Genomic DNA, 19,684 nt, shown 5'->3' with positions numbered 1-19,684 from the left:
AATTCGTCACAGGCAATCACTCTCGCATCCACCCCACCTGACCAGCACACCGGCCCCCACGACTCCACCACAAGATCGCCCGGACACTGCCTAGCCCCACCATCCCCTAGGGGGTGAGGGTCAGGGTCAAGTGGGTGGATCACCGGATGGGACGGCGACTGCGGATTCCGTAGTTTCGAGGTGTGGCCGCGAGAGTGGCCGACACACCCCGGAGACCAACGGAGGCGACCATGCCGGCCCCCACGCACACCCGGTCCCACCCGGCGACCCCGGGCAGCGTCGACATCCGGCTCCCCTGGTGGGCGCTCGCCCTTCCCGCGCTCGCCTTCGTGGCCCTGCTGCTCCTCCTACTGAACCCGGCGGACGCCCACGCGGCCACCGGAGACCCCGCCGTCACCCACCTCTTCGAGCGCGTCCAGCAGATCGTCGACCGCTAGCGCGGCCAGGGGCGCGGCGCCCGCGGACCGGGCGAAGCCGCATGTCAACTCCCTGCGCCCGATGGCCTGTTTCATGCGAAGCTGGGTGCCATGAGCGTCGCAGAACCCCGCAGGATTGTCCTCTTCCGCCATGCGAAAGCCGACTGGCCACAGGTGACCGACCACGAGCGACCGCTCGCTGAGCGGGGCCGAATGGACGCCGCCGTCGCCGGACGCAAGCTCGCGGACAGTGGCATCACCTTCGACCTGGCACTGTGCTCCTCCTCCGTGCGTACCCGGGAGACCTGGAAGCTCGCCGTCCACGAGCTCGCGCACCGGCCGAAAACCGTCTACGAGGAGCGGGTGTACGAGGCCTCGCCGGGCGAGCTGATCGCCGTGCTCAACGAGGTGCCCGACGACGTACAGACCGTGATCCTCATCGGCCACAACCCCGGCGTGCACGGTCTGACCGAGATCCTCGCCGGCGCCGCCGAGGACGACGCCCGCGAGCGGATGAACCGCCGGGGCTTTCCCGCCGCCGCCTTCGCCGTCCTGACGCACGAGGGCTCCTGGAAGGCCCTCGAACCCGGCGTGGCCACGCTCGTGGATTACTGGGCACCCTCCGAGTGAGACGTGAGACGTGAGCCCACCGCACCACCAGTGACGTGACACGACGAGGGCCCGGCACCGTGGAGATCGGTGCCGGGCCCTCGTGTCCGGATCGGCCGGACGGCTCAGCTCTCGTCGTGGGTGTCCGCCGCCTCGACCTCTTCGCGGGTCACGCCCAGCAGGTAGAGGACCGTGTCCAGGAACGGGAAGTTCACCGCCGTGTGCGCGGCCTCGCGGACCACCGGCTTGGCGTTGAAGGCGACCCCGAGACCGGCCGCGTTCAGCATGTCCAGGTCGTTGGCCCCGTCACCGATGGCCACCGTCTGCACCAGCGGCACGCCCGCCTCGGCGGCGAACCGGCGCAGCAGCCGCGCCTTGCCCGCCCGGTCCACGATCTCGCCGGTCACCCGGCCGGTCAGCTTCCCGTCGACGATCTCCAGCGTGTTGGCCTGGGCGAAGTCCAGCCCCAGCCGCTCCTTCAGGTCGTCGGTGACCTGGGTGAAACCGCCCGAGACGACGCCGACTTGGTAGCCGAGCCGCTTCAGCGTCCGGATCAGGGTCCGCGCGCCGGGCGTCAGCCGCACCTCCGCGCGCACCTTCTGCACGACCGACTCGTCCAGCCCCTTCAGCAGCGCCACGCGCGCGTGCAGCGACTGCTCGAAGTCCAGCTCCCCGCGCATCGCGGCCGCCGTCACCTCGGCGACCTGGTCCTCGCAGCCGGCGTGCGCCGCGAAGAGCTCGATCACCTCGTCCTGGATGAGCGTCGAGTCCACGTCCATGACGACCAGCCGCTGGGCCCGCCGGTGCAGGCCCGCGGAGACCACCGCGATGTCCACACCGAGCTCGGCCGCGTCGGAGGCCAGGGCGGTGCGCAGCGGTTCGGTCTCCACGCCGGACACCGCGAACTCGACCGCTGTCACCGGGTACTTGGCGAGCCGGAAGATACGGTCGATGTTGCCGCCGGTCTTGGCGATCCGGGCGGCGATGGCGGCCGTCGACTCAGCGGTCAGCGGGTGGCCGAGGACGGTGACCAGGGAACGGCCGAGGCCTCGCGGGCGGTTGTCGCCGCGGCCGGAGATGATCTCCGCCTGCATCTTCATCGACTCGGCCCAGCTGTGCACGGTCGCCCTGAGGTCGCCCTCCAGCCCCGCCGGGGGCTGGGTCACGAGCGCGCACAGCACCAGGCGGCCTCGCGTGACGACCTGCTCGATGTCGACCACGTCGACCATGTAGGCGGCAAGAGTGTCGAAGAGGCCGGCCGTGATGCCCGGCCTGTCCTTGCCGAAAATCTTGACGAGGAGAGTGGGGACCTCGGAGGTCTGCGGATCGCTCATGGTGTAACCACCGTAACCGGCACCCAGTGCCTGCGGCGCAGGTGGTCCGCCTGACGGACACGGAACAATAGGTGTCGGGCCGGTGTCGGACGCCTTGCCTCCACCCTACGGGCGAACGTGCGTGCGATGTCCACGGCCGGGGCCGAGGTGGGCCGCGCCGCGTCTTCACGCACAATTCAGCCCTGGGACACGCAGGCGGCGGACGCAGTGATCCGTGCGGAGGCCGTGATCCGCGCGGACGCAACCATGATCCAGCGAATGATGCGATCCGCGCCGACGCCGTGATCGGTGCGGAGGCCGCGATTCGCGCGGAGGCCGTGATCCGCGCGGTCGCCATGTTCCGCGCGGGCGGTCCGATCCCCGCCGTCGGTCGCTTCCCGGCCCGCGCTCGGGCTCACCTTGGGGGCCGCCTGGGCGGTGCCGGAGGTGGCGGGGGAGGAGGCGGAGGCGGTGGGGGCACGGCGCCCGGACCGCCCTGTGATCCGTCGGGCCGCCGCGCGCCCGGCCGGGGCCGCGGGGAGCGGGGCGGCGGATCGAAGGGGCGCGCCATGGTGGGAGCGCCGTACACATCGCCCGCCCCGGGCGGCGGTACGTCGGAGGGGCCGCCGTCCGCCCGGCTCTCCTCCGGTGCCCGGCGGCCGTCGTCCGCCGGGGGCGGTGCGTCCGGCGGACGACGGCCCGGGACGGCGGAACCGCCCGGCGGTGCCGTCCCCGCCCCCTGTACCGCACCGGACCGAGCCCCGCGGCCGCCCCCGGTGTCCCGCAGTTCCTCCGGCACCCGGAGATAGGGGTTCGTGTTCGGATTCGGCGGACGGTACGGCCTGCCCGGCACGTAAGGCCCCGCCGTCTCGCTCCCGACCCGCCCCGGAGCCAGGTCGGCCCCCTGACGAGCGGGCCCGCCGCTCGCCTCGCCGTCACCCAGTGCCAGCGGAGCCGCCCGTGACCCCGCCGCCCCGGTCGCCCAGGCGAGCAGCGCCCCAGCGACCCCCGCCGCCGCACCCCAGACCGCTCCGAGCAGCAACGCCATGCCCAGCTTCCCGTGCAGCTGGATCCCCGCCCCGAACGCGTCGAAGCCCAGCACCGACAGCGAGGCGTCCACCGACACGTCCGCCAGCCAGGCCAACAGCGGCAGCGTGAGCGCGGTGGCGATCCCCAGCCGCACGGCACAGCGCCCGGCGAAACCGGGCGCAGTCCATCCCACCGGCGTCCGGACCGCCGTGAACACCCCGGCCAGCAGCATGAGCAGGGCCGCCGCGACCCCCAGCAGCCACACCCGCCCGTCCAGGCCGGCCAGGTGGCCCAGCGTCACCGACTGGTCGGACTTCGAGTCCAGGAGCTCGTCCAGGGGGTGCGGCAGGAACATGGTCAGGACGCCCGTGGCCCTGCCGTCGAAGGGGACGAAGAGCCCGATCGGGATGCCGAGCCAGACGCCGTTCGGGGCGCCGAGGAGGGCCGCGCCCATGATCCGGGCCGGATGCGGGTCGCCGATCGCCGCGTAGGCCGCCGCCGCCCAGCCGGCCGCCACGGCCACCAGCAGCACCGTCACCAGCGCCGAGGCCGCCGGCCGCACCACCCGGTGCACCGCAGCCCAGCCGGGTGGCAGCGGAGTCCGGCGCGAGGCCAGCAGGGCGATCAGCAGGATGCCCACCGACCAGCCGAGGCCGCCGAGCAGGGTCGCCGCCGTGTCCACCCTGAAGCCGACCGCGGCGTTCGCGTGCACGAGGTCGCCGAGGCGGTCCGGCAGCAGCCCGCCGATGTCACCGATGCCGGGGATCTTCAGCCCTCCGCCGCCGCTCCCGCCACCCGTCAGCTTGTCGAGGCCGAGCGCGCCGCCGTCGATCGTCACGACGGAGTGTCCCGCCCAGGCCAGTCCGCCCAGGATCGCCACGAACAGCACCACCACCGAGCCCGCGCGGGCCAGCAGTTCGGCCGGGGAGATCACAACTCCGGCCGTGCGCAGGGACCGTAAGAAGAACCATGACAAAAGGAGCGCGCCGACCAGGCTCACCCCCAGTGGCGTGATCTCGATGGCCGTGGTGGCCTGCGCCCCCTTCAGGCCGAAAGCGGACAGATCTCCGTCCGGGGTGACCGAACCACCCGCCCCGAGCGCCACAACGGCCGCGGTCATCGGGCCCAGTGAGCCCGCCGCGTCGGCCCGCAGCAGATGCAGACCCAGCGCCGCCGTACCCGCCATGCCGATCAACGCCCAGCTCACGGCGGCTATGGAGGACAGGAGGATGTCGGCCCACGGCAGCCGCCCGCCGTACCTCCCGTGCTCGATTCCCGTACCGGACGCATCAGCACTCATGGCAGACCCCCCGATCCGCAGCCGCGCCGGACCACTCCGTCGCGCTTGTCCTCCTCGCGTGGATTACCACTCTCCGGCCCGGTTTCAACCCCGTCAACGGAAAGAGTTGAAGCGCTCGTCCGAGGCCTCCACAAGGCCCGGCTTTCGGTCAGAGGGCCGAGCCTGAAATAGTTCCCGACGATGTTCGACATCCCTAGACTCCCTGTGATGGGGGTAACTCGGGGGACTACTCATGGGGCTTGGAGTGCCGGAACTCGTACTGGAATCAAACGGACGTACCTGGACGCTCGATCCGTCCAGGTCATACACCCTCGGACGGGATCCGCAGGGGGACATCGTGTTCGACGACGCCAGGGTCTCCTGGCGGCACGCCACGATCAGCTTCGACGGCCGCAGTTGGGTCATCGAGGACCACGGCAGTACCAACGGCACCTTCGTGCAGAGCAGCCGGGTCCAGCGGTCGGAGATCGGCCCGGGCTCGGCCGTCCATCTCGGCAACGCGAACGACGGACCGCGCCTGGGCCTCTCCGGTGCCGCGGCCGCCGCCCAACCGCAGCCCCAGCAACGGCCGTTCGCGGCGCAGGGCGCGGGCGGCGCGGGCTGGTCCCAGCCGCCCGCCGCGCAGCCGCCGGCTCCGCAACAGGGCTGGCAGCAGGCCCCGCCGGCGATCCCGCAGCAGCCGGGCGCCCCGGCCGTGGCCTCCGGTGGTGGCGCGGGGGCGCCGCCGGTCTACGGCGACCGCAGCCCGACCACGTTCCACCAGTTCTCCATCGGCCGCGTGATGCGCATCGGCCGTGCCCTGGACAACGAGCTGGTCGTCTCCGACCTGCAGGTCTCGCGCCACCACGCCGAGTTCCACTCCACGCCCGACGGCCGCATGGAGATCCGCGACCTCGGCTCGCACAACGGCACGTACGTCAACGGTATGCCGATCGCCAAGGGCGGCAGCGCGCTGCTCGACGCGAACGACATCGTGGGCGTCGGCCACTCCACCTTCCGGATCGTCGGCGACCGGCTCGAGGAGTTCGTCGACACCGGTGAGGTCTCCTTCTCCGCACGCCACCTGACCGTCACGGTCGACGGCGGCAAGCAGATCCTCAAGGACGTCTCCTTCGGCGTCCCGGAGAAGTCCGTGATCGCGGTCATCGGCCCGTCGGGGTCCGGCAAGTCGACCCTGCTCAAGGCGCTCACCGGCTACCGCCCCGCCAACGAGGGCGAGGTGCTGTACGACAACCGCAACCTGTACAAGCAGTTCGCCGAGCTGCGCCAGCGCATCGGTCTGGTCCCGCAGGACGACATCCTGCACAAGGAGCTGACCGTCAAGAAGGCCCTCAAGTACGCGGCCAAGCTACGCTTCCCCGCCGACACCACGGGGGAGGAGCGCGAGGCCCGCATCGACGAGGTGCTGCGCGAGCTGAAGCTCGACGTCCACAAGGAGAAGAAGGTCACCTCCCTCTCCGGCGGCCAGCGCAAGCGCGTGTCGGTGGCCCTGGAGCTGCTCACCAAGCCGTCGCTGATCTTCCTCGACGAGCCCACCTCGGGCCTCGACCCGGGCATGGACCGCGATGTGATGCAGCTGCTGCGCGGCCTCGCCGACGACGGCCGCACGGTCCTCGTCGTCACCCACTCGGTGGCCGAGCTGGCGCTGTGCGACAAGCTCCTGGTGATGGCCCCGGGCGGCGCGGTCGCCTACTTCGGCCCGCCCGAGGAGGCGCTGAACTTCTTCGGCTACGACACCTGGGCCGACGTCTTCTCCGCCTTCGAGAACTACCGCGACTACGACTGGGCCGGCCGCTGGAAGGGCTCACAGCACTACCAGATGTACGCCGCGGACATCGACGCGATAGCTCCGCAGTCCGTACAGATGCCGCCGATGCAGGTGATGAAGCCGAAGAAGCCGCAGAGCTGGGGTTCGCAGCTGCTGACCCTCGTCCGGCGGTACGTGGCGGTCATCGCGTCGGACAAGGGCTTCCTGGCGCTGACGGTGATCCTGCCGGCGGTGCTCGGCGCGGTCAGTCTGCTCATCGACAGCGACAAGACCCTGCTGGTGAACCCGGTCAACCACAAGACCGGTATCCCCGTCCCCAACGGCACGGCGACCACGGTCCTGCTCATCCTCGCGGTCGGCGCCTGTTTCGCGGGCGCCGCGAACTCCGTGCGTGAGCTGATCAAGGAACGGGTCATCTACGAACGGGAACGCGCCGTCGGACTGTCCCGGTCGGCCTACCTGATGTCCAAGGTGGTCGTGCTCGGCGTGATCACCGTGCTGCAGGGCCTGATGGTCGGCCTGATCGGCTTCTCCAGCCGCACGATCCCCGACCAGGGCGTGATCCTCGGCCACTCCACCCTCTTCGAGCTGTGCATCCCGATCATGGGGCTCGGCTTCACCTCGATGATGTTCGGACTGGTCATCTCCTCGCTGGTGAAGACGTCCGAGAAGACCATGCCGCTGCTGGTGATGTTCGCGATCATCCAGGTCGTGTTCACCGGCTGCCTGTTCAACCTGAACGGGGCGGTCGGCGTCAACCAGGTCTCGTTCCTGATGCCCTCCCGCTGGGCGGTGGCCGCCGACGGCGCCACGCTCGACTTCAACAACATCGCGCCGAACACCGAGGATCCGACCAAGACGGACCCGTTGTGGAACCACACGGCCGGCGCCTGGACCATGGACATGGCCGCGCTGATCGTCCTGGGTGTGATCTGCGGCTTCCTGGTGGCCCGCTTCCTGCGCCGCCACGAGCCCGAGGTCATGCGCAAGTAGCACCCGCGGTCCGTACGACGCCGAAGGGCGGCACCCGCAATGGGGTGCCGCCCTTCGGCGTGTGTGTGCCGAGGCCCGCGCCTGCCTCAGTACGCGCTGTTGACGTTGTCGATCGAGCCGTAGCGGTGCGCCGCGTAGTTGGCGGCGGCGGTGATGTTGGCGACCGGGTCGTAGATGTTCCAGGACGTGCCGGAGACGTGGTACGTCGCGAAGGTCGGCGGGATGACCTGCAGCAGGCCCTTGGACGGGATGCCGTTGATGGCGTTGATGTCCCAGTTGTTGATGGCGTTCGGGTTGCCGGAGGACTCCCGCATGATGTTGCGGTGCAGGCCGCTGTAGGAGCCCGGGATGCCCTTGGCGTTCATGATGTCGAGGGCCTGGCGGATCCAGCCGTCGAGGTTGTTGGCGTAGGTCTTCGCGGCGACCTGCTGGATCTGCGGGCGCTGCGCGGACCGGCTGGCGGCCTGCTGGGCGGCGCGCTTGGCGGCGGCCTTCTTGACGGCGGCGACGTGCTTCACGTGGGCCGCGTGGACGTGCTTCACGTGAGCCGTGTGGGCCTTCTTCACGTGGGCGACATGGGCCGCGTGGACCTTCTTCACGTGAGCCACGTGCCGCTGGTGGGCGGAGGCCGGCTTCTTCTTGGCGGCGATGGCCTCGACCTTGACGTTCTGCAGGGCCAGCTGGTCCGTGACCTTGCCCGTGACGTCCTTGATCTGCTCGGTGCCGTAGGCCACCTTGGCGGCGGTCTGGGGGGTACCGGACGCGATCGTCTCGGCGCTGCTGGGCACGGCCGAGAAGGCGAGGGCGGCGGCGCCGAGCGTGGCGACTCCGGCGAGCGCGATCTTGTGGTGCTTGGTCAGCGTGGGACTGTGGGCGTGCTTGGGCATGGGAGTGGACCTCTTCGAATAGCGCGGAGGTCGCTCGTTGTCCGCGGGGGAGACCGGCTCCTCCTGCACGAGCACCGGAGGGAACCCGCGGTGCTGAGCGACGGCAGCCATTCTTAGCGGCCGCAAAATGCCGTGGCAAAGGTGTGACGTACGATCCCCGGTAGTGGAGCCCGGATGGACAAATCGGGACAGACAGGAACGTCTGCCCCGATCGCGCCGTGACTGTTTATCTCCTATGTCCTTTCGTACGTGATGTGCGCCCTATGTGCGGCCTCACATCGGCCGCACACGAATCTCACCAGGAGTTGCTGGCGCAACGCTCTGTGTGAGGGCCCTCCTCCGGGAGGATGAGGTGCACGTCGCCGAACTCGTGCCACAGGTAGAGCGCGCGCAGCGCCTCCTCGTAGCTGCGGTCGACCGCGGGCCGCCCGGCGACCGCCTCCAGCATCAGCAGATGCGAGGCCTCCGGCTCGTGCAGCCCGGTCAGCAGCCCGTCCACCACCCGCACCCCGCGCTCCGGCGTCACGACCAGCTCCGTCCACCCTTCGGCCGCCCGCACCACCCCGTCGGCCCCCGCGGCCGTCTCCACGGCCCGCACGGCTGTCGTCCCCACCGCGACGACCCGCCCGCCCGCCCGTCGCCCACCACCACCCTTCCGAGGAAGCGCTTCGCGCCCTTCTTGATTCGCCTTCGCGTTGTTGATCAGCCGCGCCGACGCCTCCGGCACCGCGAAACGTTCCGCGTACGGCGGCTCGTGCGCCTCCCCCGACGACACCCCGGTATGCAGCGTGACCGGCGCGAACTGAACCCCGCGGCTCACCAGCTCCGCCACCAGCCGCGCGGTGAAGGGCCGGGCCGCACTCGGCATCTCCGCGCTCCCCGCCCCGTCCGCCGACGGCAGCGCGAACACCGTCTGGTAGACGGACAACGGCTGGTCCCGCTCCGTATAGGAGTAACGGATGGGCCGCCCGTGCTCCCGCAGTACCCCGCGTACGTCCGCGGAGGCCCGCGCCCACCACAGCCGCTCGCCCCGCGCGCTCAGCGGCTCCTCCAGGACCAGCCGCCCGCCCCCGGGCAGCCGCACCTCACTCCCCGCACGCGTACCCGCACGCGCGCGGGTGGTCCCCTTCCCGTCCGGTTCCCGCAGCTCGACCGCCCACCGGCCGTCGTCCCCGCGCGTGGAGAAGTGCACCACCACGCGCGCGTGCCCGACCCGCCCGTCCACGGCGGCCGCCAGCGTCGGCGAGGTGTTCACCACCAGCAGGTCCCCGGCCCGCAGCAGGCACGGCAGCTCCGCGAAGGCGTGATGCGACACCGCCGTCCCGCGCGACACCAGCAGCCGTACGGCGTCCCGCTCAAGACCCGGCCCGCGCTGCTCGGCCGGCACCCGCGCGGACAGCTCCTCGGGTACCCGCACCACCGTCGTCATCGCCCCTCCACCAGGGCAGGCGCCCCGTACCGCCCACTCGCCGGCCGCTCGTCCAGGAGCCGTAGGAAGGCCGGTACGACGCTCACCGGTGCCGGCCGCGGACCGTCGTCGTCCGGTACGGCCGCCGCGTACAGGTCGGTCGCCATGTCCCCGGGATCCACCGCCCACACCCGCAGCCCCGGCTCCTCCACACCGAGCACCGCCGCCAGCTGGTCCAGGGCCGCCTTCGAGGCGCCGTAGCCGCCCCAGGTCTCGTACGCCTCGGCGCCCGCGTCCGAGCTGACCGCGACCACCGCGCCCGCCGCCGACTCCCGCAGCAGCGGCAGCGCCTCCTGGACCAGGCCCAGCGCGGCCACCACGTTCACCTCCAGCGCCCGGCGCAGCCCCGCCAGGGGCAGCTCGCCCAGGCGCACCAGCGGCTCGGCGCCCAGCGCGCTGGCGTTGCTCACCAGCAGGTCCACCCCGCCCAGCTCCCGCGCGGCGGCCACCAGGCCGGCCCGGTGCCCGGCGTCCGTGACATCGCCGGGCAGCGCCGTCACCCGCGTCCCGTGCCCCGCGACGGACTCCGCCGTCTCCTTCAGTACCCCGGCCCCCCTGGCGTCCAGCACCAGATCCCAGCCGCGCGCGGCCAGCGCCTCCGCCAGCGCCCGCCCCAGCCCCCTCGAGGCCCCCGTGATGATCGCTACCGGCATGACAACCGTCCCCTCGGCTCCGTCCGCCCGCGTCGGCGGTGATCCCAACGTAGGAACCGGACCACCCCGGCCGCCTCGGACGCGGGCCGCAACCGGGCGGGGTCCTTCGGACTAAGCCGCCGGTCCGGGACTCGCGGCCTAGGTCCTGCGGCCTACGGCCGGCGGTCCAGGCCCTGCCGCCATCGGCCCGATCCGCACCGTCGGACCCCGCCGGTACCGTGAGGACATGAGTCATGGTCCCCGGTCCGGCCTGGCGGCGGTGAGTTCCGCGCTGCTGGCCATGAGCAGGCATCTGGAGGTGCGCGACGTCCTCAAGACGATCGTCGCCTCCGCCCGTGAGCTGCTCGACGCCCAGTACGCCGCGCTGGGGGTCCCCGACGACCACGGCGGCTTCGCCCAGTTCGTCGTCGACGGCGTCACCGACACCCAGTGGAAGGCCATCGGCCCGCTCCCGCGCCAGCACGGCATCCTCGCGGCGATGCTGCGCGAGGCGAAGGTCGAGCGGCTGGCCGACGTCCGCACGGACCCCCGCTTCGAGGGCTGGCCCTCCGCCCACCCCGAGATGTCCGACTTCCTGGGGCTGCCGATCCGGGACGGCGACGAGGTCATCGGCGCCCTGTTCCTCGCCAACAAGAACTGCCCGAAACCGGAGGGCGGCTGCGGCTTCACCGCCGAGGACGAGGAACTCCTCTCCATCCTCGCCCAGCACGCGGCCATCGCCCTCACCAACGCCCGCCTCTACGAGCGCAGCCGCGAGCTGACCATCGCCGAGGAGCGCTCCCGGCTCGCCCACGAGCTGCACGACGCGGTGAGCCAGAAGCTCTTCTCGCTCCGCCTGACCGCCCAGGCCGCCGCCGCCCTGGTCGACCGCGATCCCTCCCGCGCCAAGGGCGAGTTGCAGCAGGTGGCCGTGCTCGCGGCCGAGGCCATCGACGAACTGCGCGCAGCCGTCGTGGAGTTGCGCCCCGCCGCCCTCGACGAGGACGGCCTGCTCGCCACCCTGCGCACCCAGGTCCAGGTCCTCGACCGCGCCCACACCGCGCGCGTGACCTTCGCCGCCGGCGGATTCCGCGCCCTGCCCGCCGCCCAGGAGGAGGCTCTGCTCCGGGTGGCCCAGGAGGCCCTGCACAACGCGCTCAGACACTCCGGGGCCGAGCATGTCGACGTGACGGTGAACCGGCGTGGCGGCGGAGCCGTCCTGCGGGTCACGGACGACGGCAGCGGCTTCGACCCGCTCCTCACCCGGCGCGCCGGACGCCACCTCGGCCTGGTCTCCATGCGGGACCGGGCGAGCGGCGTCGGCGGCACGCTGACCGTGGAATCGGCGCCCGGCAAGGGCACCACGATCGAGATGGAGGTCCCCGGTGGCTGACGCGATCCGGGTGCTGCTGGTCGACGACCACCAGGTCGTCCGCCGGGGCCTGCGCACCTTCCTGGAGGTCCAGGACGACATCGAGGTCGTCGGCGAGGCCGCCGACGGCGCGGAGGGGGTCGAGCGCGCCCAGGAGCTGATCCCCGACGTCGTCCTCATGGACGTCAAGATGCCCGGCCTGGACGGTGTGGCGGCGCTGCGCAGGCTCCGCGAACTCGACAACCCCGCGCGCGTGCTGATCGTCACCAGCTTCACCGAGCAGCGCACGGTGGTCCCGGCCCTGCGCGCGGGCGCCGCCGGATACGTCTACAAGGACGTCGATCCCGACGCGCTCGCCGCCGCCATCCGCTCGGTGCACGCCGGGCACGTCCTGCTCCAGCCCGAGGTGGCCGGCGCCCTGCTCTCCCAGGAGGAGGCCAACTCCGGCCAGGGCAGGGGTGGTTCGCTCACCGAGCGGGAGCGGGAGGTACTGGGGCTGATCGCCGACGGCCGCTCCAACCGGGAGATAGCGCGTGCCCTGGTGCTGTCCGAGAAGACCGTCAAGACACACGTCTCGAACATCCTGATGAAACTCGACCTCGCCGACCGCACCCAGGCCGCCCTGTGGGCCGTTCGCCACGGCGTGACCGGCTGAAACGTCCTCCGCAACGCTTCACCGACGGCAACCTGGAGGGTCGTCCTACGGGCTGAGATTCATACCGTCGTGGGAATGTCACCCGGACGGCGCATCCTCCGCCGGCCGCCGCCGTTCTTCAGTGCGTGCTGCGGCGACCGCCGTGGCGATCGCCAAGGAGGGCTCAAGAAGTGAAGAACCTGAAGAAGGCAGCGGCCGTGACGATGGTGGCCGGCGGGATCGTGGCCGCTGGTGCCGGACTGGCCTCCGCCCACACCGGCGGCGCCACCGCGGCCGGCGAGGCCCACGGTTCTCCGGGCGTCGTCTCGGGCAACGTCATCCAGGCCCCGGTGCACGTCCCGGTCAACGTCGTCGGGAACAGCATCAACGTCATCGGAGTGCTGAACCCCGCCTTCGGCAACCTCGGCCTCAACCACTGAGACCGCGACCTCCGGCCTTCCGGACGCCCCGGAAGGCCGGTCGGCTTGCCGCGGTCGGGCAGCGCCCCGAAGGGGCGCTGGGGGTACCCCCAGCCGAAGGCCGGGGGAGGAACTGCGCGACCAACCACGACGGCGCCGCAGACGACTGACGACATCCAGCGGCACTTACAGCAGAGCGCTCAGCGTCCCCGCTCACGCTCCTCAACAACGGAGTTGTAGGCCGCGACCTGCGCCCGCCGCGCCGTCCGCTCCACCGGCCGCAGCGCCAGCGACCGCGCCGCCATCTCCGACGCGCTCACCGCCCCGCCGTGCCCGTTGTCGTGGGCCAGCGAGATCAGCAGCCCCACCCGCTGCGCCAGCTCCAGCACCCGCACCGCCCGCGGCGGATACCCAGGGGCCAGCACCTCCCGGCCCCGCTCCGCGCGCGCCCGGTACGCGTCGACCGCCGCTTCCGCCACCGGTCCCGACCCGGCGACGTCCAGCTTCGACAGCACCTCAGTCGCGTCCCGCAGCGCCTCGGCCAGCTCCCGCTCCGCCTCGCCGAGCGACGGCACGTCGGCCGGCGGCGCCTCCCGCACCGGCAGCACATGCCAGACCACCTCGACATGTACATCGCCGGCCGGCCCGGCCTCGTACACCTCCGGCACCAGCCCGAACGCGGCGCCGTGGCAGATCACCGCCTCCTCCGCCTCCAGCGCCCGCGCATTGAACTCCGGCGGCCCGCTCAGCCCCAGCGGATGCCCCGACGCCGGCAGCGCGACCCGCAGCCCGGTCGTCCCCAGCGTCCGCAGCCGCCCCAGCGCCAGCGTGAGCCCGACCGGAGCGGACTCACCGGGCAGCCCCTCCACCCGGTGCACCGCGTCCTCGCCGACGATGGCGAGCACGGCGTCATCCGGAGAGACAAGTCCGGCCAAAAGGGCATTTCCCCACGCGGCGAGGCGTCCTGAACGCGGTTCCGAGAGCATGCCCCCACCCTAAGGACAGGACCGATGGAATGGAGCGGCGCACTCGTGGCGTAGATTTCATAAGGGCCGCGCCCACCGGCGCCGCCGCCCGGGCCACAGGCGTACGCGACAGCCGAGAACGGCGACACTGCAAGGGGAGACAACGCGCTCATGAGCGATGTTCTGGAGCTTCAGGACGTATCCGTGGTCCGGGAGGGCCGGGCTCTGGTGGACCAGGTCTCCTGGTCGGTGAAGGAGGGTGAGCGCTGGGTCATCCTCGGCCCCAACGGCGCCGGCAAGACCACCCTCCTCAACGTCGCGTCCAGCTACCTCTTCCCCAGCAAGGGCACCGCCACCGTCCTCGGCGACACCCTCGGCAAGGTCGACGTCTTCGACCTGCGCCCGCGCATCGGCATGGCCGGCATCGCGATGGCCGAGAAGCTCCCCAAGCGCCAGACCGTCCTGGAGACCGTGCTCACCGCCGCCTACGGCATGACCGCCCACTGGCAGGAGGAGTACGACGAGGTCGACGAGCAGCGCGCCCGTGCCTTCCTCGACCGCCTCGGCATGACCGACTACGTGGACCGGAAGTTCGGCACCCTCTCCGAGGGCGAGCGCAAGCGCACCCTGATCGCCCGCGCCCTGATGACCGACCCCGAACTGCTCCTCCTCGACGAACCCGCCGCCGGCCTCGACCTCGGCGGCCGCGAGGACCTGGTCCGCCGCCTCGGCCGGCTCGCCCGCGACCCGATCGCCCCCTCCATGATCATGGTCACCCACCATGTCGAGGAGATCGCCCCCGGCTTCACCCACGTCCTGATGATCCGCCAGGGCAAGGTCCTCACCGCCGGCCCGCTGGAGCTCGAACTCACCTCCCGCAACCTCTCCCTCTGCTTCGGCCTCCCGCTCGTCGTCGAGCAGCTCGGCGACCGCTGGACCGCCCACGGACTGCCCCTGTCCTGACCGGATCTGACGGGCCCTGACCCGGCACAGCGCACTGTCGTGGTCGGCACCCACGGCCCTACCATGACTGTGTGAACAGCATCGACGCATGGGTGTGGTGGCTCGTCGTCGCGGCGGCGCTCGGAATTCCGCTCGTGGTGACCGCGATGCCGGAGTTCGGCATGTTCGCGGTCGGCGCCGTGGCCGCCGCCGGTACCGCCGGACTGGGCGCGGGCACCGTGTTCCAGGTACTCGTCTTCGTCGTCGTCTCGGTCGCGCTGATCGCCGTCGTACGGCCCATCGCGAACCGGCACGCCGCCCAGCGCCCGCAACTCGCCACCGGCGTGGATGCGTTGAAGGGCAGACAGGCCGTCGTACTCGAGCGCGTCGACGGCGGCGCGGACGGACGGATCAAGCTCGCAGGCGAGATCTGGTCGGCGCGCGCCCTCGACCCGGACCGTGCCTACGAAGTGGGGCAGGAAGTCGACGTCGTGGAGATCGAGGGGGCCACCGCGATCGTCATCTGACCTCGTAAGACTCAACTGAACAGAAGAGTCCCCGAGTTGCGCGTGCGTCTGTCAGACTCATCCAGCAAGATCTTCAACAACCATAAGATCTGCCGAAGCGCCGAGGCGGAGAAGGGTACGGGGAGCGACGATGGAACCGGTCATCATCGTCCTGGTCATTCTGGTGGTGTTGGTCTTCATCGCCCTGATCAAGACGATCCAAGTCATCCCACAGGCGAGCGCCGCCATCGTCGAGCGCTTCGGCCGCTACACACGGACCCTGAACGCGGGCCTCAACATCGTGGTCCCGTTCATCGACACCATCCGCAACCGCATCGACCTGCGTGAACAGGTCGTACCGTTCCCGCCGCAGCCGGTGATCACCCAGGACAACCTGGTCGTGAACATCGACACGGTCATCTACTACCAGGTCACGGACGCCCGCGCGGCCACCTACGAGGTCGCCAGCTACATCCAGGCCATCGAGCAGCTCACGGTCACCACGCTCCGCAACATCATCGGCGGCATGGACCTGGAGCGCACCCTGACCTCCCGCGAGGAGATCAACGCGGCCCTGCGCGGCGTCCTCGACGAGGCCACCGGCAAGTGGGGCATCCGCGTCAACCGCGTCGAACTCAAGGCGATCGAGCCGCCGACCTCCATCCAGGACTCGATGGAGAAGCAGATGCGCGCCGACCGTGACAAGCGCGCCGCGATCCTCACCGCGGAAGGCACCCGCCAGGCCGCGATCCTCACCGCCGAGGGCGAGAAGCAGTCCCAGATCCTGCGCGCCGAGGGTGAGGCCAAGGCGGCGGCGCTCCGCGCGGAGGGCGAGGCCCAGGCGGTCCGCACGGTCTTCGAGGCCATCCACGCCGGCGACCCGGACCAGAAGCTCCTCTCCTACCAGTACCTCCAGATGCTCCCGAAGATCGCCGAGGGCGACGCCAACAAACTCTGGATCGTCCCCAGCGAAATCGGCGACGCCCTCAAGGGTCTCTCCGGCGCGATGGGCAACTTCGGCCCCCTGGGCGGCGGTTCCAACGGCGGCGGCAACGTCCCGGCCCAGGAGCGCCGCGAGAAGCCGAACATCGACTGACGGTTCTGGAAAACAAAGGTTCCCCGCACCCCGGTAAGGGGCGCGGGGAACTGCGCGACAAGCCACAGCGCGGCCGCAGCCGCACGACGGGCCCGGCCAGGCACACGACTAGGCGGCGGCCACATCCCCCGAAAGCCACTCAGGCAACGCCGCCAGATCCTCGGCCCCCATGGCCAACAGCATCGCATCCTGCGGCGAAGGCTCGAACGGCTTCCGAAGCAACGGCATCTGCGCCTGCTCCGGCGTCCGGTCCGCCTTCCGGTGATTGTCCTCCGCGCAGGACGCCACCGTGTTCAGCCAGGAGTCCGCGCCCCCCTGAGCCCGCGGCACCACGTGGTCCACGGTCGTCGCCCGCTTCCCGCAGTACGCGCACCGGTGCCGGTCCCTGACCAGCACCCCCCGCCGCGACCACGGCGCCTGTCTCCGAAAGGGCACCCGCACATACCTGCACAGCCTTATGACCCGAGGCGCAGGTATGTCCACCTCGGCACCGCGCATGCGCAGCTCGGGGTGGGCCTGCTCGACGACGGCCTTGTCCTGGAGCACCAGAACGACGGCGCGGTTCAACGTCACCGTAGACAGCGGCTCGAAGCTCGCGTTCAGCACCAGCGTGTCACGCATCCAGCCCACCTCCCATGTGCACCGTGCCCACCGCCGGCGGGCTTGGATCAACTCTGGACGGGCGCGCCGAGATGGACAACGCAATAAAAACTGCCCGCCCCTGATCACTTCCATGACCAGAGGCGGGCAAACGTTCAATGAACGCTCAGCTGATTTCGCGCGCTGCGTCAGCCCTGCTCGGGGTTCTCGTACTCCCCGACGAGCTGCGCACGCGCGATCGCGTGGAACCGCAGGTTGAACCCGACGACGGCAGGCGACACATCGGCGTCCGGACCGAGCTTCTCCTGGTCCACCGCGTACACCGTGAAGACGTACCGGTGCGGCCCGTCCCCGGGCGGCGGCGCGGCACCGCCGAAGTCCTTCGACCCGTAGTCGTTGCGCACCTGCACCGCGCCCTCGGGCAGCCCCTCGAACTTGCCGCTGCCCGCGCCCGCCGGCAGCTCGGTCACCGAGACCGGGATGTCGAACACGACCCAGTGCCAGAACCCGCTGCCCGTCGGGGCGTCCGGGTCGTAGCAGGTCACGGCGAAGCTCTTGGTCCCGGCCGGGAAGCCCTCCCACCGCAGCTGCGGCGAGGTGTTGCCCTTGGCGTAGACCTGAGCGTCCTTGAGCGTCGCCCCTTCCTCGATGTCCTCGCTCGTCACCGTGAACGACGGGACGGGCGGGTGGAAGTCATGGGGGAGAGGCCGCCGCTTGAGCTCGGTCACCTCGGTACCTCCTGATCGATACTGATCGATTACGGACCCCGTCACGGAATCCGCGGTTCCCGAGCCTAGAACCAGTTGCGCTTGCTGCCGACCTCGGACAGCCACTGGTTGAGATAAGCCGCCCAGTCGGTCCCGTGGAAGTCGTGCAGACCCACCTGGAACGAGCGGAAGGTGTCACTGCCCTCGCTGAACAGCCCCGGCTTCTTGTCCATTTCGAGGATGACGTCCATGGCGTGCGCGTCCGCCACGAAGCTCAGCTCGACCTGGTTCAGCCCCCGGTACTGGGACGGCGGGTGGAACTCGACCTCCTGGTAGAACGGCAGGGTCTGCCGCGTCCCCCGGATGTGCCCCTTCTCCAGGTCCGCGTTCTTGAACCGGAAGCCCAGCTGGATGAAGGCGTCCAGGATCGCCTTCTGCGCCGGCAGCGGATGCACGTTGATCGGGTCCAGGTCACCGGAGTCGACGGCACGCGCGATCTCCAGCTCGGTGGTCACCCCGATGTGCATCCCGCGCAGCGCCTGCCCGTCGATCATCGTGACGGGCGTCTCCCACGGAATCTCCAGCCCGAACGGCACCGCGTGCACGGCCCCGGCCTGCAGCTCGAAGGCACCGCCGAGCCGCGCCTTGCCGAAGCCGATGTTCTGCTTGTACTCCTCGTCGCCGCTCTCCACCTCGACCCGCGCCTGGAGCCCCACGGAGAGTCCCTGGATCTCCTGGTTCACCGAGCCGCCCTGGATCCGCACCTCGCCCTGGACGACGCCGCCCGGTACGACGTTCACCTCGGTGAGCACCGTCTCGACGGACGCCCCGCCGGCCCCCAGGCTCGCGAGCAGCTTCTTGAACCCCATGACTCTCCTCTACTACCTACTACGTACGGACGGACCCTTGATCCCTACAAACGCGTTCCGGTCCCGACCGGTTCCGGCTCACACCCTGGCAAGCTGACGAATCCTTGACCAGCCCTTGGCGTCCTCGGTCTGGACTAGGCTCGGACGCCATGATCGCGCCCCCGGACCGTACGCCACTCCCCAGAAGCTTCTTCGACCGCCCTGTACTGGAGGTCGCTCCCGACCTCCTCGGCCGCGTCCTCGTCCGTACCACCCCGGACGGTCCGATCGCGGTGCGCCTCACAGAGGTGGAGGCGTACGACGGCCCGAACGACCCCGGCTCGCACGCCTATCGCGGCCGCACCCCCCGCAACGAGGTGATGTTCGGTCCACCCGGACACGTGTACGTCTACTTCACCTACGGCATGTGGTTCTGCATGAACCTCGTCTGCGGTCCCGAGGGCACCGCGTGCGCGGTCCTGCTCCGCGCCGGCGAGATCGTCGAGGGCGCCGAGCTCGCCCGTAAACGTCGACTTTCGGCCCGATATGACAGAGAACTGGCCAAAGGGCCGGCCCGCCTGGCCACCGCCCTGGGCGTGGACCGGGCCCTGGACGGCACGGACGCGTGTGCCGTCGGCGAGACACCGCTGCGGATACTGACCGGCGCCCCCGTCCCTTCCGACCAGGTACGCAACGGTCCGCGCACCGGAGTCGCCGGCGAGGGCGGCAACGGCGACGTCCATCCCTGGCGCTACTGGATCGCCAACGACCCCACCGTGAGCCCCTATCGGGCCCATGCACCGAGGCGCCGCTCAAGTTGACGCGTCCCTGGAAGGTGCGTAATGTAGCCCGAGCCGCTTGAACCGGGTACGGCAATCGCCAGCAGCCGGAAGCGGCCACCCACTACCTACGACTTCCCCTGACGGGGTCGATTTCGGCGTGCCCGCATGCCCGAATTCGAGCTCGCGGAACTCGATTATGAGTCCCGGCGGGAATCGGCTAACGTAGTGAATGTCGAAAGGCCGACGGGCGAAAGCCGGAAAACCTCAAGACAATCCCGCCGACCGGGAATCGGACGCCGAAAGGATCTGATAGAGTCGGAAACGCAAGACCGAAGGGAAGCCCGGAGGAAAGCCCGAGAGGGTGAGTACAAAGGAAGCGACCGTTCCTTGAGAACTCA

At 70.7% G+C, this 19,684-nt stretch carries 19 protein-coding genes; 10 read left to right on the top strand and 9 right to left on the bottom strand.

The window, feature by feature from the left end; all coding sequences use genetic code 11:
- Positions 1 to 230 precede the first annotated feature (230 nt).
- A complete protein-coding gene (locus tag ACZ4UV_RS51835) occupies positions 231 to 437 on the top strand; it encodes a hypothetical protein (RefSeq protein ID WP_451018421.1) in 207 nt (68 codons plus the stop codon).
- A gap of 90 nt (positions 438 to 527) precedes the next feature.
- Positions 528 to 1,046: a SixA phosphatase family protein gene (locus ACZ4UV_RS51830; protein ID WP_467850184.1), complete on the top strand. Its 519-nt coding sequence runs from the start codon at positions 528 to 530 to the stop codon at positions 1,044 to 1,046.
- A gap of 104 nt (positions 1,047 to 1,150) precedes the next feature.
- Here ACZ4UV_RS51830 and serB read toward each other — a convergent pair whose 3' ends face one another.
- Positions 1,151 to 2,359, bottom strand: coding sequence for a phosphoserine phosphatase SerB (gene serB / locus ACZ4UV_RS51825; protein WP_390038601.1), 1,209 nt, complete (start codon positions 2,357 to 2,359; stop codon positions 1,151 to 1,153).
- A gap of 394 nt (positions 2,360 to 2,753) precedes the next feature.
- Positions 2,754 to 4,667 (bottom strand): streptophobe family protein, encoded by a 1,914-nt coding sequence (locus tag ACZ4UV_RS51820; protein WP_467850181.1) that lies wholly within the window; start codon positions 4,665 to 4,667, stop codon positions 2,754 to 2,756.
- 232 nt (positions 4,668 to 4,899) lie between these two features.
- Between ACZ4UV_RS51820 and ACZ4UV_RS51815 the strand changes: the two genes are divergently transcribed.
- A complete protein-coding gene (locus tag ACZ4UV_RS51815) occupies positions 4,900 to 7,428 on the top strand; it encodes an ABC transporter ATP-binding protein/permease (protein ID WP_467850178.1) in 2,529 nt (842 codons plus the stop codon).
- A gap of 86 nt (positions 7,429 to 7,514) precedes the next feature.
- On the opposite strand, the gene ACZ4UV_RS51810 is transcribed toward ACZ4UV_RS51815, so the two are convergent.
- The 3 genes from ACZ4UV_RS51810 to ACZ4UV_RS51800 all read right to left on the bottom strand — a co-directional run bounded on the left by ACZ4UV_RS51810 (position 7,515) and on the right by ACZ4UV_RS51800 (position 10,436).
- Positions 7,515 to 8,315 carry a transglycosylase SLT domain-containing protein gene (locus ACZ4UV_RS51810; protein WP_451023135.1) on the bottom strand — a complete coding sequence of 267 codons (801 nt, stop codon included), beginning with the start codon at positions 8,313 to 8,315 and terminating at the stop codon, positions 7,515 to 7,517.
- A 295-nt stretch (positions 8,316 to 8,610) separates the two neighbouring features.
- Positions 8,611 to 9,744, bottom strand: coding sequence for an S-adenosylmethionine:tRNA ribosyltransferase-isomerase (locus ACZ4UV_RS51805; protein ID WP_467850175.1), 1,134 nt, complete (start codon positions 9,742 to 9,744; stop codon positions 8,611 to 8,613).
- Entirely contained in the window at positions 9,741 to 10,436 is a 696-nt protein-coding gene (locus tag ACZ4UV_RS51800) for an SDR family NAD(P)-dependent oxidoreductase (protein ID WP_467850172.1), read from the bottom strand. The genes ACZ4UV_RS51805 and ACZ4UV_RS51800 overlap by 4 nt, the downstream gene beginning before the upstream one ends.
- Before the next feature lie 226 nt (positions 10,437 to 10,662).
- Between ACZ4UV_RS51800 and ACZ4UV_RS51795 the strand changes: the two genes are divergently transcribed.
- From ACZ4UV_RS51795 to ACZ4UV_RS51785, 3 genes are all read left to right on the top strand, one after another.
- Positions 10,663 to 11,808, top strand: coding sequence for a GAF domain-containing sensor histidine kinase (locus tag ACZ4UV_RS51795; protein WP_351498532.1), 1,146 nt, complete (start codon positions 10,663 to 10,665; stop codon positions 11,806 to 11,808).
- A complete protein-coding gene (locus ACZ4UV_RS51790; protein WP_467850169.1) occupies positions 11,801 to 12,442 on the top strand; it encodes a response regulator in 642 nt (213 codons plus the stop codon). Before ACZ4UV_RS51795 ends, ACZ4UV_RS51790 begins: the two co-directional genes overlap by 8 nt.
- Before the next feature lie 170 nt (positions 12,443 to 12,612).
- Complete coding sequence (locus ACZ4UV_RS51785) at positions 12,613 to 12,861, top strand: chaplin (protein ID WP_351498536.1); 249 nt, start codon at positions 12,613 to 12,615, stop codon at positions 12,859 to 12,861.
- 179 nt (positions 12,862 to 13,040) lie between these two features.
- On the opposite strand, the gene ACZ4UV_RS51780 is transcribed toward ACZ4UV_RS51785, so the two are convergent.
- Positions 13,041 to 13,826, bottom strand: a complete 786-nt coding sequence (locus ACZ4UV_RS51780; protein ID WP_451022400.1) for a hypothetical protein — start codon at positions 13,824 to 13,826, stop codon at positions 13,041 to 13,043.
- Between the two features lie 150 nt (positions 13,827 to 13,976).
- On the opposite strand from ACZ4UV_RS51780, the gene ACZ4UV_RS51775 reads away from it, so the two are divergent.
- The 3 genes from ACZ4UV_RS51775 (at position 13,977) to ACZ4UV_RS51765 (ending at position 16,349) form a co-directional block, all read left to right on the top strand.
- The gene (locus ACZ4UV_RS51775) at positions 13,977 to 14,768 is read left to right on the top strand and encodes an ABC transporter ATP-binding protein (protein ID WP_351502746.1); all 792 of its coding nucleotides are present in this window, start codon (positions 13,977 to 13,979) and stop codon (positions 14,766 to 14,768) included.
- A gap of 71 nt (positions 14,769 to 14,839) precedes the next feature.
- The gene (locus ACZ4UV_RS51770; protein WP_390038619.1) at positions 14,840 to 15,274 is read left to right on the top strand and encodes an NfeD family protein; all 435 of its coding nucleotides are present in this window, start codon (positions 14,840 to 14,842) and stop codon (positions 15,272 to 15,274) included.
- 130 nt (positions 15,275 to 15,404) lie between these two features.
- Entirely contained in the window at positions 15,405 to 16,349 is a 945-nt protein-coding gene (locus ACZ4UV_RS51765; protein ID WP_351502744.1) for an SPFH domain-containing protein, read from the top strand.
- A gap of 108 nt (positions 16,350 to 16,457) precedes the next feature.
- On the opposite strand, the gene ACZ4UV_RS51760 is transcribed toward ACZ4UV_RS51765, so the two are convergent.
- The 3 genes from ACZ4UV_RS51760 to ACZ4UV_RS51750 form a co-directional block, all read right to left on the bottom strand.
- The gene (locus ACZ4UV_RS51760) at positions 16,458 to 16,970 is read right to left on the bottom strand and encodes an HNH endonuclease (protein WP_390038620.1); all 513 of its coding nucleotides are present in this window, start codon (positions 16,968 to 16,970) and stop codon (positions 16,458 to 16,460) included.
- Positions 16,971 to 17,137: 167 nt separating this feature from the next.
- Positions 17,138 to 17,677: a YbhB/YbcL family Raf kinase inhibitor-like protein gene (locus ACZ4UV_RS51755; protein ID WP_467850162.1), complete on the bottom strand. Its 540-nt coding sequence runs from the start codon at positions 17,675 to 17,677 to the stop codon at positions 17,138 to 17,140.
- 65 nt (positions 17,678 to 17,742) lie between these two features.
- On the bottom strand, positions 17,743 to 18,525 hold the full coding sequence (locus ACZ4UV_RS51750) for a sporulation protein (protein WP_390038622.1): 783 nt from the start codon (positions 18,523 to 18,525) through the stop codon (positions 17,743 to 17,745).
- Positions 18,526 to 18,674: 149 nt separating this feature from the next.
- Here ACZ4UV_RS51750 and ACZ4UV_RS51745 point away from each other — a divergent pair, with 149 nt between their 5' ends.
- Positions 18,675 to 19,325, top strand: a complete 651-nt coding sequence (locus ACZ4UV_RS51745; protein ID WP_467850158.1) for a DNA-3-methyladenine glycosylase — start codon at positions 18,675 to 18,677, stop codon at positions 19,323 to 19,325.
- The last annotated feature ends 359 nt before the right edge of the window (positions 19,326 to 19,684 follow it).

It is taken from the genome of Streptomyces sp. NPDC028289 (assembly GCF_055565975.1).
This window is presented reverse-complemented; position numbering and strand designations above follow the sequence as displayed.

Coding starts and splice junctions, on each gene's coding strand:
- ACZ4UV_RS51760 (WP_390038620.1), bottom strand. CDS start 16,970: ATGCGTGACACGCTGGTGCTGAACGCGAGCTTCGAGCCGCTGTCTACG.
- ACZ4UV_RS51780 (WP_451022400.1), bottom strand. CDS start 13,826: ATGCTCTCGGAACCGCGTTCAGGACGCCTCGCCGCGTGGGGAAATGCC.
- ACZ4UV_RS51795 (WP_351498532.1), top strand. CDS start 10,663: ATGAGTCATGGTCCCCGGTCCGGCCTGGCGGCGGTGAGTTCCGCGCTG.
- ACZ4UV_RS51820 (WP_467850181.1), bottom strand. CDS start 4,667: ATGAGTGCTGATGCGTCCGGTACGGGAATCGAGCACGGGAGGTACGGC.
- serB (WP_390038601.1), bottom strand. CDS start 2,359: ATGAGCGATCCGCAGACCTCCGAGGTCCCCACTCTCCTCGTCAAGATT.
- ACZ4UV_RS51750 (WP_390038622.1), bottom strand. CDS start 18,525: ATGGGGTTCAAGAAGCTGCTCGCGAGCCTGGGGGCCGGCGGGGCGTCC.
- ACZ4UV_RS51805 (WP_467850175.1), bottom strand. CDS start 9,744: ATGACGACGGTGGTGCGGGTACCCGAGGAGCTGTCCGCGCGGGTGCCG.
- ACZ4UV_RS51835 (WP_451018421.1), top strand. CDS start 231: ATGCCGGCCCCCACGCACACCCGGTCCCACCCGGCGACCCCGGGCAGC.
- ACZ4UV_RS51810 (WP_451023135.1), bottom strand. CDS start 8,315: ATGCCCAAGCACGCCCACAGTCCCACGCTGACCAAGCACCACAAGATC.
- ACZ4UV_RS51800 (WP_467850172.1), bottom strand. CDS start 10,436: ATGCCGGTAGCGATCATCACGGGGGCCTCGAGGGGGCTGGGGCGGGCG.
- ACZ4UV_RS51830 (WP_467850184.1), top strand. CDS start 528: ATGAGCGTCGCAGAACCCCGCAGGATTGTCCTCTTCCGCCATGCGAAA.
- ACZ4UV_RS51765 (WP_351502744.1), top strand. CDS start 15,405: ATGGAACCGGTCATCATCGTCCTGGTCATTCTGGTGGTGTTGGTCTTC.
- ACZ4UV_RS51815 (WP_467850178.1), top strand. CDS start 4,900: ATGGGGCTTGGAGTGCCGGAACTCGTACTGGAATCAAACGGACGTACC.
- ACZ4UV_RS51775 (WP_351502746.1), top strand. CDS start 13,977: ATGAGCGATGTTCTGGAGCTTCAGGACGTATCCGTGGTCCGGGAGGGC.
- ACZ4UV_RS51745 (WP_467850158.1), top strand. CDS start 18,675: ATGATCGCGCCCCCGGACCGTACGCCACTCCCCAGAAGCTTCTTCGAC.